This is a genomic window from Brachybacterium sp. SGAir0954, from assembly GCF_005490785.1.
GTDB lineage: Bacteria > Actinomycetota > Actinomycetes > Actinomycetales > Dermabacteraceae > Brachybacterium > Brachybacterium rhamnosum.
Genome location: NZ_CP027295.1, coordinates 1220840 through 1233428, shown reverse-complemented (window position 1 = coordinate 1233428; position 12589 = coordinate 1220840). Strand labels below are relative to the sequence as shown.

Below are 12589 nucleotides of genomic sequence, written 5' to 3'. Positions count from 1 at the left end.
GGTCCTGTGGGCCCGGCGGGGCGAGGGTGTCAGCGGGCGGCCACGGTCCCGAAGGCCTCGAGGTGCCGGCTCAGGTGCGGGACCAGCACGGCCGCGTAGTCCTCGTGGCGCTCACGGAGCACCGCGCGCAGACGCTCCACGAGCGGTGTGCCGTCCACGAGCTCGGTGGTCAGCGAGTCGCCGTAGCCCACGTGGAGGATCTGCCTGCCGTCGGCTCCCTCCAGCAGCGCCAGCAGGTCCACACCCTCGAGGGACTCGGGCGTGTTCTCCACCTGCGCGGAGACCTGGTAGGACGCGGCGGCGCGGGCGTAGGCGGCCCGCGAGATCCGCCAGATCTCCGCGAACAGCTCCGGATCACGCCGGGCGACGACCTCGAGGGCGCACAGGTAGCTGGTGCCGGAGGTCTTCAGGTGCACGAGGCCCTCGGTGGCCTCGACGGCGAGCGGGTAGATCGAGTACTTGTCCGAGCCCGAGTGCAGCGAGATCTTGTAGCCGCCGAACAGCTCGCCGATCGCGTGGTGCGCGGCGAGGTTGCTGCGCAGCTCCTCGTGGTCGCCGAGGAACTCCAGCCCCTTCTCGAACCCGTCGACGTAGCGGGGGGCGAAGCTGAACCACTCGGCGCCGAGCCGACGGAGCTCCGCGGCGAGGAAGTAGTGCTCGAAGAAGGAGGTCTGCCACGCGGTCTCGTCCACCGCGATCTCGGCCTCGACCTCGTACCCGGCGCGCGCGGCGCCCTCGCGGAGGTGGCGGTACAGCCCGATGGCCTCCGCGACCGCGCCCGCGTACTTGACGACGGCGGTGAGGACCTCCTGCTCGTCCGGCTCGAGGACGAGGCCCGGCGCGACCTCGACCCGGATGCCGGCGTAGCGGGCGAGGGTGCCCTCCCAGGTGTCCTCGAGGACATCCCAGGGCAGGGCGAGCGCCTGCTCGAGGGTCGCCCCGGCGGTGACGTCCTGGACCGCGTCGCCGGGGTCAAGGGTGAACATCGTGAAGCCCGCGTCGAGGCCCCGGTCGATGCCCTCGGTGGTCTTGATGTGGTCGCAGTCCGCGCCGTAGCCGCGGTCCCAGCCCGCCTCGACGAGACCGAAGGTCGCCTCGTCCATGACCTCGCGGGCGCTGCGGCCCAGACGGTCCATCTCGCGGATCGACTGCTGGGCGAGAACGGGCAGCACCTCCCCGCCGACCGCGGCGAAGGCGGCGGCCTGGCCGGCGGTGGCGAGGCCGAGCCGGTCGCCGGTGCCCACGGAGGTGCGGTGACCGGTGACGAGCTGCGGGCGAAGCGCGGGGATCGCGGCCCGTAGGGCGACGGCGTTCTCGTGGGAGAGCGGGCCTGCGAGCAGGTGGTCCCCGCCGTCCGTGCTGAGCTCGCCGTCGAACCCGGCGAGGGCGGCGGCGTCGCTCGCGCGGAGCAGGAGCCTGCTGCCGTCGCTGGTGCGGGTGACGTCGGCGGTGAGGGAAGCGGTGCGCAGGGTCATGTCTGTTCGTGTCCTCGATGACGCGGGGTGCAGCGTGGTGCCGCGGAGCCTGGGACTGCAAACGTTTCCATACGTCGCGCCCGCCGGCAAGCCCTTTCCCTCGATGGTCTGCCTGAAACACGTTGCAGCTTCACGAGAGCCTCCCCCACCGGGGGCGGTTCAGCCAGGGTGGGGCGGGTCAGCCAGGGTGGGACGGGTCGGTCCGGTGGGGACGGGTCAGTCCAGGCCGGACGGCGGGGGCGCCTGTGCAGGCGGGGTGAGCGCCCGCGGTCCCGTGACCCGGGTGACCCCGTTGCGGCTCCTCCAGGAGACGCGGTGCCCGGGCATGCCGTCCTCCGCGCGCGCCACCGACCTCGTCTGCTCCGCACGGCCGAGGTTGCAGTACGCGCAGCCGCCCTGGCCGTCGTCCAGGCTCGTCGCCCCGCCCTCCGCATACGGCAGCACATGGTCCATGTGACGGATGGGCGCGTCGCAGAACGGCCCGCGGCAAGTCGTGTCGCGCCAGGTGAGGAACTGTCGCATCCCCGCGGGGAAGGCTCGAGCACGGGAGTCGGCCGCGATCAGCTCGCCGGTAGTGGGATGTGTGAACAGGCGCCGGAACACGGTGCGCACGCTCGCCCCCGCGAGCCCGAAGGGGTCCGGCTCCCCGGGTGGAGGTGGGTCCAGCGCCCGTCGGATCTGCTCCCGCACGGCCTCCGCAGGGACGGCGCCGTAGCCCTCGAGGTGCGCGACGTCCCCGGACTCGGGCGCGAGGAGCGTGCGCTCGGTGATGAGCACGCCGATCTCCAGGGTGACCCGGGGCGGGGAGCCCGACGGGCCCGCCCCCGGCGCCGCTGCCTCGTCCTCGGCCTCCGTCGTGCTCTCCGTCCCCTCCGGTGACGGCTCCGATCCCGGCGCCGAGTCCTCCACCGCCGCCGGCTCCGGATCTGCCGCCGACACCGGCTCCGGCGCGGACACCGGCTCCGGCGCCGTCTCCCTCTCCGGTCCCGTCTCCGACGACGGCATCACGCTCTGCACCGCGACGGGGCCGCCCAGCAGCACCATGGAGGCGAGGTCCGCCATGAGGGCGCCGTGCCCGGTGCGGTCGCCCGCCGCCCGCCGACGCTCCGCCTCGAGCGCGAATCGCTTGCCGATCAGCGCCCCGTCCACGGCGGGCAGGTGCAGGGTCACCGAGGCCATGCCGTCCTGCCGCCGGTGCACCCTCAGGTGCCGCCGCCGTCGCGCGATCAGGTGACGACGGGCCGCACCCTCCGGATCCGCGGCCTCGACCGCGGCGGCGGCCTAGTCCTCCCACTGCCGTGTCGAGGCGGCGTCGAGGTACGGGAGCCGTGCCGCGAGCGCCTGGTCCACCTGCGCGCGACCGTCCTCGTCGAGCACGCGGACGGCGCTCGCGACCCGCAGCGCGGCCTCCGCACCGATGCCGCCCACGGCGACCGCCTCGTGGATCGAGGGCAGGGAGCGGACGAGGCGCTGCGCGGCGGAGAGGGACCAGACGGCCCGCGCGGGCGACTGCCGCGTGACCATCGAGACCTCGCGCGCGGCGGCCTGGTCCGCGCCGCGGTCGGTGCTGCGCATCGCGCGCTGGTCATGGTCGCCCTCGGCGGTGGCATGGGCGTCCCGCTCCTCGCGTCGGGTCGCCTCCGCGATCGCCGTCTGCGCCGCGGGGGCCAGGGCGTCCAGCACGCCGCGGAGCTCGACGATGCGCTGCAGCAGGGCCGTGAAGTGCGCACTGGGGTGGATGCCCGCGTCGAAGGTGCCCTCGCTGTCCAGGAGCACGCCCAGCAGCGCATGCGCGTGGTCGCCCAGGATGGCGGCGAGATCCTGCGGCGCCGGTCCCTGCGCTGGGCCGGGCAGGCTCTCGCCGGCATCCGGCGGCGGCTCGCCTGCCGGGTGCTCGGGGTCCTGTGCGTGCTCGGTCATGTCCCCAGCCTCCGCCGGGTCACGCCCGCCCGCAGCGGATGACCGCCGGCGGTGGACGAGCAGGCGATGGGGAGGAACGATCGCCGGGCCCGCGACAGAAGATGACGCGACGCTGGCCCCGGGAGCCCGGTATCGGGCACGGTGGTGGCATCGCTTCGTAGCTCAGGCCGGTAGAGCAGCTCCCCCATAAGGAGTACGTCGCAGGTTCGAATCCTGCCGGAGCGTCTCGTCGGACCCGGATGGCAGGATCGGGCCCATGCCTCCGCTCCCCCGCCGCGCCCGCTCCCGCCTCCGCGCCCCCGCGCTCACCGCCCTCGACGCCGCCGCCCTCGAGCCGGCGGGCCCCGAGGCCCTGCGGCCGGACGAGCTCGCCGACTCCCTGCTCCTCGAGGGAGCGGACCTCACGGGCGTCGACCTGCGCGGTTCCCGGATCGTGGCCAGCCGCCTGGACCGCCCCCGAGCGCCCGAGCTGCGGGCGACCGACGGCTCCTGGCGCGAGGTCGAGCTGCTCTCGCCCCGGGTGGGCGCGCTCGCCCTCGACGGCGCCGCGCTCAGCTCGGTGCTGATCAGCGGCGGCAAGGTCGACTGGCTGAGCCTGCGCGGCGCCGAGCTCACCGACGTCGTCATCGAGGACGCGACGATCACGAGCCTCGACCTCACCGAGGCGCGGCTGACCCGGGTGGCGCTGCGGGACTGCCGCATCGACGAGCTCACGATGGACCGCGCGACCTGCGTCGACGTGGACCTGCGCGAGGTGCGCCCGGGCGTGGTGCACGGGGTGGACGCACTGCGCGGGGCCACCGTGGGCCCCGCGCAGCTGATGGATCTCGCCCCGCAGCTCGCCGAGCAGCTCGGGATCCGCGTCGCCGACTGACCCGCGGCTCCTCCGCTCAGGAGCTCACCGGCTCAGCAGCTCACCGCCTCACGAGCTCACCGCCTCAGGCCAGGCGCTGCTTCCGCGAGCTGATCTCGCCGGTGTTGAAGCCGGCCAGGTGCAGGCCGCCGTGGAAGCGGGCGTGCTCGATCTTCACGCAGCGGTCCATCACCACGTCGAGGCCGGCCTCCTCGGCGATCGCCGCGGCCTCCTCGTTCCAGGATCCGAGCTGCAGCCACAGCGCCTTCGCGCCCACGGCGACGGCCTCGCGGGCCACGCCGGGGAGGTCGGCGTCCTTGCGGAACACGTCGACGATGTCGGGCACCACGGGGAGATCCGCGAGGGAATCGTAGGCCGGGTGTCCCAGGATCGTCTCCGCCCGCGGGTTCACGAAGTAGACGTCGTACGGGCTCGAGGAGAGCAGGTACGTCGCCACGAAGTAGCTCGCCCGCGCGGGGTTCGCGGAGGCGCCGACGATCGCGATGGACCGCGCGCGCCGGAGGAACGCGAGCCGCTCGGGGGCCGTCGGGCCCTGCCAGCTGCGCCCGTCGGTCCCGTCCGACCCCGTACCGCCACCCGCGCTGCCGCCCACGGCGCAGGCCGCCCCGGCGCCCTCGATGCTGATGCCGTTCGCGCCGCTCATGCCTGCTCCTCCCGGGTGCGGCCGGTGGCCGCGGTGATCGCCTGGTCGAGGTCCCACAGGATGTCCTCGACGTCCTCGAGGCCGACGGAGACCCGGATGAGGTCCGGTCGCACGCCGCCTGCGAGCAGCTGCTCGGGGCTGAGCTGCTGGTGCGTGGTCGAGGCGGGGTGGATGACGAGGGTGCGGGCGTCGCCGATGTTCGCGAGGTGCGAGGCGAGCTGCAGGTTCCCGATGACGGCCTCGCCGGTCGCACGGGCCGCGGCGGCCTCCTCGGCCTCGTCGGCGAACTCGCCGGACGGCGTGACGCCGAAGGCGAAGACGCTGCCCGGTCCGAGCGGCAGGTACTTCTGCGCCCGCGCGTGATGGGGATGGTCCTCGAGGCCCGCCCAGGTCACGAAGGAGACGCGAGGGTCCGCGTCGAGCCACTGCGCGACGGCGCGCGCCCCGGCGAGGTGCGCGTCGATGCGCTGGGGCAGGGTCTCGACGCCCTGCAGCAGCTGGAAGGCGGACTGCGCGGACAGCGAGGGGCCGATGTCCCGCAGCTGCTCGGAGCGGAGCTTCGTGAGGAAGCCGTACTCGCCGAAGTTGTCCCACCAGCGGATCCCGCCGTAGGACTCGACGGGCTCGGTCATCGTCGGGAACTTCCCGTTGCCCCAGTCGAAGCGGCCCGCCTCGACGACGACGCCGCCGAGGGTGGTGCCGTGCCCGCCGAGGAACTTCGTGGCGGAGTGGATGACGACGTCGGCCCCGTGCTCGAGCGGACGCACGAGGTAGGGGGTCGCGAGGGTCGCGTCGACGACGAGCGGGACGCCGTGCTCGTGGGCGAGGGCCGCGAGCCCCTCGAGGTCCGCGATCTCCCCGGAGGGGTTGCCGATCATCTCGACGTAGAGGACCTTCGTCTCCGGCCGGAACGCCGCGCGGTAGTCCTCCGGGTCCGACGAGGCCACGAAGGTGGTCTCCACGCCGAAGCGGCGCAGGGTGACGTCGAGCTGGGTGACGGTGCCGCCGTACAGCTGCGCGGAGGAGACGACGTGGTCGCCCGCGCCGACGAGCGCCGCGAAGGTGATGAACTCGGCGCTCATGCCCGAGGCCGTGGCGACCGCGCCGATGCCGCCCTCGAGGGACGCGATCCGCTCCTCGAAGGCGGCGACCGTGGGGTTGCCGATGCGGGAGTAGATGTTCCCGTACTTCTGGAGGGCGAAGAGGTTCGCGGCGTCCGCGGCGTCGTCGAAGACGAACGAGGTGGTCTGGTAGATCGGGACCGCGCGGGCGCCGTGCTGGGCGTCGGGGGTGCCGCCCGCGTGCAGGGCGCGGGTGCGGAAGCCGAAGCTGCGCTCAGGAGTCGCAGAACCAGGAGCCTGAGAACCGGGGGTCGGGGAAGCGGGGGCCGCGGAGCCGGGGGTCGTCATGCGGCGGCCTCCTCGGCGCTCACGCCGGGGGCGACGGGGAGCAGGTCGGTGTTCAGCTCGGTGCCGTGGGCGCGGGCGAGCTCCGCCTCCTTCTCGCGCACGATCGGCAGCACGTCGCGGCCGAAGGCGGCGACCTCCTCGGCGAAGTGGAGGTAGCCGGTGAGCAGGAGGTTCACGCCGATCTTCTTGTACTCCAGGATGCGGTCGGCGATCTCCTCGGGGGTGCCGATGAGCTGCGTCCTGAAGCCGTCGTTGTACTGGACGAGGTCCTCGAAGGAGGAGTCCGCCCACATGCCCTTGCCGTCCTTCGTGGACTGGCCGGCCTCCTTGACGGACTGCGCGAAGCCCTCGACCGCGGGGCGGTGGGCCTTGGCGATGATCTCGCGCAGGGTCTCCTCGGCCTCCTTGCGGGTCTCGCGGGCGATGACGAAGCCGTTCAGGCCGAACCGCGGGTCGCGGCCGGCCTCGGCGGCGGAGGCCTGGACGCCGGCGACGTTCCCGGCGTAGCCCTCGAGGTCGCGGCCGTTGGAGAAGTACCAGTCGGCGACGCGGCCGGCGGTGGCCTGGGCGGCGGTGGAGTTGCCGCCGAAGAAGATCTCGGGGTGCGCGCGGCCGGGGATCTCGAGCGGCTTCGGGGAGAGGTCGATGCCGGAGACCTGGTAGTACGTGCCGTCGAGGGAGAAGTCCTCCTCGGTGAGCAGGCCGCGCAGCACGCGGATGAACTCCTCGGTGCGCACGTAGCGCTGGTCGTGCTCGAGCCACGGCAGGCCGAAGTTGACGAACTCGTCCTTGAGCCAGCCGGAGACGATGTTGACGGCGGCGCGGCCGCCGGAGATGTGGTCCGCGGTGATGAGCCACTTGGCGAGCACGCCGGGGTGCCACATGCCGGGGTGCACGGCGGAGATGATCTTCAGCCGCTCGGTCGCGCCGAGCAGGCCGAGCGAGAAGGCAGTCGCCTCGTGCTGGCGGTCCGCGCCGTAGCTCGCGGCGTAGCGGGCCTGGGTGAGGGCGTACTCGAAGCCGGAGTCCTCGGCGATGCGGGCGAGGCGCCGGTTGTAGTCGAACTCCCAGTCGGTGCGCTGCTCGATCGTGGAGACGACGAGGCCGCCGGAGACGTTGGGGACCCAGTAGGCGAGCTTGAGCGGCGTCTCGTAGGTGGAGCGGGGGACGGTGGGGGTCATGGTTCCTCCTGGGGGTCGATGCTGGTCGGGCCGGGTCAGGACGGCTCTGGTCAGGACACGGCCGGGTGGCCGGCAGGCAGGGCGGCGATCCGCGCGGCGACGGCGTCGACGGCCTCGGGGTTCTGCAGGCTCGTCACGTCGCCCAGCGGGGAGGGCTCACGGCCCGCGCGGCGGTCGCGCTCGGCATGGACGAGCTGGGCGAGCAGCCGTCGCATGATCTTGCCGGAGCGGGTGCGGGGCAGGTCCGGGACGTCCAGCACGTGGCGGGGCTTGGCGATCGGACCGATCTCCCGGGCGACCCGCTCGCGCAGGGCGGCGGCGTCCACCTCGGCGCGGCCGCTCGCGATGACGAACACCGCGACGGCCTGGCCGGTGAGGGGGTCGTCGATCCCGGCGGCGCCGGCCTCGGTGACGGAGGGCTCGGCGACCAGCGCGGACTCGATCTCGATGGTGGAGAGCCGGTGCCCGGAGACGTTGACGACGTCGTCGAGGCGGCCCAGGATCCAGACGCAGCCGTCGGCGTCCACGGTCGCGGAGTCCCCGGCGACGTAGAAGCCGCCGTGCTCGCCGCGGCCGGCGTAGGCCTTCCAGTAGGAGTCGCGGTAGCGCTCGGGGTCGCCCCAGACGGTGCGGGCCATGCCGGGCCAGGGGCGGCGCACCACGAGGGTGCCGGAGCGGCCGGCGGGCAGCTCCTCCCCCGCCTCGTCGACGACGGCGGCGTCGATCCCCGGCAGCGGCCGGGTCGCGGAGCCCGGCTTGAGGGTCGTCACGCCGGGCAGCGGCGCGATCATCGCCGCGCCGGTCTCCGACTGCCACCAGGTGTCGACGATGGGCAGCTCGCCGCGGCCGAAGGTGCGGTGGAACCACACCCAGGCCTCGGGGTTGATCGCCTCGCCGACGGTGCCCAGCAGGCGCAGCGTGGAGAGGTCGTGGCCCACGGGGAGCTCCTCCCCGAACCAGGTCATGAAGGTCCGGATGAGGGTGGGGGCCGTGTAGTAGACGGTGACGCCGTAGCGCTCGATGATCTCGAGGTGCCGCTCGCGGTGCGGCTCGCCGGGCGTGCCCTCGTAGATGACCTGGGTGAGGCCGTTGCTGAGCGGCCCGTAGATCTCGTAGGTGTGGGCGGTGACCCAGGCGAGGTCCGCCGTGCACCAATGGACGTCCTCCTCCTCGGCGTCGAAGACGGCCCAGTGGGACCAGGCGGCGTGGGTGAGGTAGCCGCCGGAGCTGTGGACGAGACCCTTGGGCTTCCCCGTGGTGCCGGAGGTGTAGATGATGAACAGCGGGTGCTCGGCGTCGAAGGGCTGCGGCTCGTGGATCTCGCTCGCGATGTCCACGCTCTCGTGCCACCACACGTCGCGACCCGCGGTCCAGGGCACGTCCTGACCGGTGCGGCGCACCACGAGCACGTGCTCGAGGGCGGGGAGGTCGGCGGCGGCGACGTCGGCCTGGCTCTTCACCTCGACGGCCTGGCCGCGGCGGAACTGGCCGTCGGAGGTGACGAGGAGCTTCGCGCCGGTGTCCTCGAGGCGGAAGCGCACGGCCTCGGCGCTGAAGCCGCCGAAGACGAGCGAGTGCACCGCGCCGATCCGGGCGCAGGCCAGCGCGATGACGACGGTCTCGACGAGCACGGGGAGGTAGACGACGACCCGGTCGCCGGGGCCGATGCCGAGCGCGGTCAGGGCGTTCGCGGCGCGGGAGACGCGCGCCTGGAGGTCCGCGTAGGTGACGGCCTCGCGGTCCCCCGGCTCGCCCTCGAAGAACAGGGCGACCTTCTCGCCACGGCCGGCGCGCACGTGGCGGTCCACGCAGTTCTCGGCGACGTTGAGGCGGCCGCCGTCGAACCAGCGGGCGCGGGGCACCGGCACCTCGCCGGTGGCGGGGTCCGGGACGGGGCCCTGCCAGTCGAGCACGGTGTGCCACGGCTCGGCCCAGTCGAGGCGGCGCGCGGCCTCCTCCCAGAAGGCGAGCGGGTCGGCGGCCGCGCAGGCGTGCTCCTCGGGGCCGACGTTCGCCCGCGCGGCGGCGGCCGCGGGGGCCGGGTAGCTGCGGGTCTCGACCAGGCGGAACTCGTCCGCCGGCGGGGCGGCAGTGGTCGTGGGGCTCGTGGCGGTTGTGGGGGTCGCGGTGGTCATGCCCACCTCCTCAGCAGGTGCTTCTCGGCGACGCCCAGCAGGGCGTTGGTCAGGCTGCCCAGCAGGGCGAGCAGCACGATGGCCAGCAGGATCCGGTCCACGCGACCGTTCTGCTGGGAGTCGTTGAGCAGGAAGCCGAGGCCCATCGAGGAGGCGATGAGCTCCGCGGCGACGAGGAACAGCCACGCCTGGGCGAGGGCGAGGCGCAGTCCGGAGACGACGGCGGGCACCACCGCGGGCAGCTGCACGATGCGCAGCAGGGACCATCCGCGCAGCCCGAAGGCGCGGCCGGCCTCGACGAGCTGCGGGTCCACGTGGCGCAGCGCGGAGGAGACGGTGGTGAGCACCGGGAAGAAGGCGCCGATCGCGATGAGCGTGATCTTCGAGCTCTCCCCGATCTGCATCCACAGGATCAGCAGCGGCACCCAGGCCAGCGAGGGGACGGTGCGCAGCGCGGCGAGGGTGGGGGCGAGCAGGGCGTCGCCGAGGCGGCTCAGCCCGACGACCGCGGCGAGCGCGAGGCCGACGGTCGCGCCGATCGCGAAGCCGATGAGCACGCGCTGCACGGAGATCGCGACGTGCAGCCCGAGGTCGCCGCCCTCGGCGAGCTGTCCCGCGGCCGTGAGCACGCTCAGCGGCTCGGGAAGGCGGTAGGCGGGCACGAGGCCGGTGGAGGTGACGACCTGCCAGGCCACGAGGATGACGAGCGGCAGCAGCGCGCCGAGCGCGAGCCGCACCCCGCGCCGCTGTGTGAGGGGCCGCGCCGCGAGCAGCGGCGTGCTGCGGGAGGCGTCGGCGGACTGCCCGGTCAGGAGCTCCGCGCTCACTTCCCGGACCCCGCTGCCGCGGCCGCCGCCTCGGCGAAGTCCGCGTGGACGATCGAGGAGAGGGCCGCGGCGACGACGTCGGCCCCGCCGGCGACGTCGCCGGAGTCGGCGAGGACGGGCGAGATCCGCTCGAGCACGGCGGTCTGGTCGTCGCCGGGCACGCCGGAGACGTCGAGGTTCGAGCGCTCGGTGATGACGGTGGTGGCGACCTCGGGGGCGATGCCGGCGACCTCGGCGAGCAGCGAGGCGGTCGCCTCGAGGTTCTCGAGGGCCCAGGCGCGGGCCTGCTCGTAGGCGTCGACGACGACCTGGGCGACGTCCGCGTGCTCGGTGATGAACTGCTCGGTCGCGTTGAGGAAGCCGTAGGTGTTGAAGTCGACGTTGCGGTAGACGAGCACGTCCCCGGACTCGACCTCGGCCGCGCCCATGATCGGGTCGAGCCCGGACCAGGCGTCCACGGAGCCGCCGTCGAGCGCGGAGCGGCCGTCGGCGTGCTGGAGGGCCTGCACCTCGACGTCCTCGACCTCCAGGCCGGCCTCGGCGAGCGCCTGCACGAGGAAGAAGTACGGGTCGGTGCCGGGGGTCGCGGCGACGGGCCGCCCGGCGAGGTCCGCGGGGCCGGTGACGTCGCTGTCCCCGCGGACCACGAGCGCGGACCACTCGGGCTGCGAGTAGATGTCGATGACCTTGATCGGGGAGCCGTTCGCGCGGGCGAGCAGGGCCGCGGAGCCGGCGGTGGAGGCGACGTCGGCGGAGCCGGAGCGCAGCAGCTCGTTGGCCTTGTTGGAGCCGGCGGACTGCACCCAGGTGACCTCCACGCCGTCGCCGAGCGCCTTCTCGATCAGCTGCTGGTCGCGGACGACGAGGCTGAGCGGGTTGTAGGTCGCGAAGTCGATCGTGAGGGTCGCGGTGGACCAGGAGCCGCCGCCGTCGGATCCGCCGGAGCCGGCGGAGTCCGCGTCGGCGTTCTCCCCGGCCACGCAGCCGGCGAGGGCGAGCGGCGCGGCGAGGGCGCCCGCGGCGAGCAGGCCGCGGCGGGGGAACGGGGAGCGGGAGGAGGGATCGGTGGGGGTCATCGGGGATCCTCGGTGTGGTGGTGGGTGGGAACGCCGAGGCCCTCGAGGAGCTCGGCGCGCAGCTGGGCGAGGGCGGGGTCGGTGCGGTCGCGCGGGCGGGCGCCGGGCACGTCGATCCGGCGGGCGAGGGAGGCGGCGCCGGCCTCCGCGCCGCGCAGGCTGCGCAGCAGGAGGACCTGGTCGGCGAGGTAGAGGGCCTCCTCGACGTCGTGGGTCACGACGAGCACCGTGGTGGGCTCCGCGGCGTGGATCTCGAGCAGGAGGTCCTGCATGCGCAGCCGGGTGAGGGCGTCGAGCGCGCCGAAGGGCTCGTCGAGCAGGAGCACCTCGGGGCCGCGGGCGAGCGCCCGGGCGAGGGAGGCGCGCTGGGCCATGCCGCCGGAGACCTCGCGGGGGCGCTGGCCGGCGGCGTGCTCGAGTCCCACGAGCTGCAGCAGCCGCCGCACGCGGTCGCGGCCCTCGCGGCGGGCGGTGCCGCGCGGCAGGCCGAGAGCGACGTTCGCCTCGAGGGTGCGCCAGGGCAGCAGCCGCGGCTCCTGGAAGGCGACGGCGGTGCGCTCGGCGCCGGGGGTCGTGAGGCGCCCGGTGCTCGGGGCGTCGAGTCCGGCGACGAGGCGCAGCAGGGTCGACTTGCCGCAGCCGGAGGGGCCGATGACGGCGTGGATGCCGCCGGGGGCGAGCTCGAGGTCGAGGGCGCGCAGCACCTCGTGGCGGCCCTGGGGGCCGTCGAAGCCGCGGGCGACGCCGTCCAGGCGCACTCCGCGGGCGGGCCGGGAGTCCGGGCCCGGGTCCCGGGTCGGGGCAGGGGCGGGGGCGGGTGCGGTCATGTGGCCGATCATGACGGCGCATGGCGGACTCGATCCACCGCCATGTCATCAGCCGTCATATGCCCCGTGCGAAGGTGACGTGAGGGTGACGGCCGTGCGGCGCCCGTCACATGGCCGGGCCGCTCCCCTCCCCCTGTCCCCCACCGCGCGGACGCCGCCCCGTATGGCGCACGCCATGCCGGGAGATCAAGCCGGACCACCGCCGCGTCAATGGCGGCTGCT

At 74.2% G+C, this 12589-nt stretch carries 11 protein-coding genes and 1 tRNA gene; 2 read left to right on the top strand and 10 right to left on the bottom strand.

Features of this window, described 5'->3' with window-relative positions:
- Positions 1–29: 29 nt before the first annotated feature.
- The 3 genes from C1N80_RS05365 to C1N80_RS05355 all read right to left on the bottom strand — a co-directional run bounded on the left by C1N80_RS05365 (position 30) and on the right by C1N80_RS05355 (position 3395).
- Entirely contained in the window at positions 30–1475 is a 1446-nt protein-coding gene (locus C1N80_RS05365; RefSeq protein ID WP_137769838.1) for a tagaturonate epimerase family protein, read from the bottom strand.
- A gap of 216 nt (positions 1476–1691) precedes the next feature.
- Entirely contained in the window at positions 1692–2654 is a 963-nt protein-coding gene (locus C1N80_RS05360) for an HNH endonuclease (protein WP_137769837.1), read from the bottom strand.
- A 102-nt stretch (positions 2655–2756) separates the two neighbouring features.
- A complete protein-coding gene (locus C1N80_RS05355) occupies positions 2757–3395 on the bottom strand; it encodes a hypothetical protein (RefSeq protein ID WP_137769836.1) in 639 nt (212 codons plus the stop codon).
- Positions 3396–3546: 151 nt separating this feature from the next.
- Here C1N80_RS05355 and C1N80_RS05350 point away from each other — a divergent pair.
- A tRNA-Met gene (locus C1N80_RS05350) sits at positions 3547–3620 on the top strand.
- 31 nt (positions 3621–3651) lie between these two features.
- Positions 3652–4269 carry a pentapeptide repeat-containing protein gene (locus tag C1N80_RS05345; RefSeq protein ID WP_137769835.1) on the top strand — a complete coding sequence of 206 codons (618 nt, stop codon included), beginning with the start codon at positions 3652–3654 and terminating at the stop codon, positions 4267–4269.
- A 64-nt stretch (positions 4270–4333) separates the two neighbouring features.
- Here C1N80_RS05345 and C1N80_RS05340 read toward each other — a convergent pair whose 3' ends face one another.
- Genes C1N80_RS05340 through C1N80_RS05310 form a run of 7 tightly spaced genes read right to left on the bottom strand, consistent with a single transcriptional unit; the run spans position 4334 to position 12367 of the window.
- Positions 4334–4912, bottom strand: coding sequence for a CoA-binding protein (locus C1N80_RS05340; protein WP_137769834.1), 579 nt, complete (start codon positions 4910–4912; stop codon positions 4334–4336).
- A complete protein-coding gene (locus C1N80_RS05335; protein WP_240811243.1) occupies positions 4909–6321 on the bottom strand; it encodes an O-acetylhomoserine aminocarboxypropyltransferase/cysteine synthase family protein in 1413 nt (470 codons plus the stop codon). Before C1N80_RS05335 ends, C1N80_RS05340 begins: the two co-directional genes overlap by 4 nt.
- Positions 6318–7502, bottom strand: coding sequence for a dimethylsulfone monooxygenase SfnG (gene sfnG, locus C1N80_RS05330; RefSeq protein WP_137769833.1), 1185 nt, complete (start codon positions 7500–7502; stop codon positions 6318–6320). Before sfnG ends, C1N80_RS05335 begins: the two co-directional genes overlap by 4 nt.
- 50 nt (positions 7503–7552) lie before the next feature.
- Positions 7553–9637 (bottom strand): acetate--CoA ligase, encoded by a 2085-nt coding sequence (gene acs, locus C1N80_RS05325; RefSeq protein ID WP_137769832.1) that lies wholly within the window; start codon positions 9635–9637, stop codon positions 7553–7555.
- On the bottom strand, positions 9634–10464 hold the full coding sequence (locus C1N80_RS05320; protein ID WP_137769831.1) for an ABC transporter permease: 831 nt from the start codon (positions 10462–10464) through the stop codon (positions 9634–9636). The genes acs and C1N80_RS05320 overlap by 4 nt, the downstream gene beginning before the upstream one ends.
- Positions 10461–11540, bottom strand: coding sequence for an aliphatic sulfonate ABC transporter substrate-binding protein (locus tag C1N80_RS05315; RefSeq protein WP_137769830.1), 1080 nt, complete (start codon positions 11538–11540; stop codon positions 10461–10463). The genes C1N80_RS05320 and C1N80_RS05315 overlap by 4 nt, the downstream gene beginning before the upstream one ends.
- The gene (locus C1N80_RS05310; RefSeq protein WP_137769829.1) at positions 11537–12367 is read right to left on the bottom strand and encodes an ABC transporter ATP-binding protein; all 831 of its coding nucleotides are present in this window, start codon (positions 12365–12367) and stop codon (positions 11537–11539) included. The genes C1N80_RS05315 and C1N80_RS05310 overlap by 4 nt, the downstream gene beginning before the upstream one ends.
- Positions 12368–12589 lie beyond the last annotated feature (222 nt).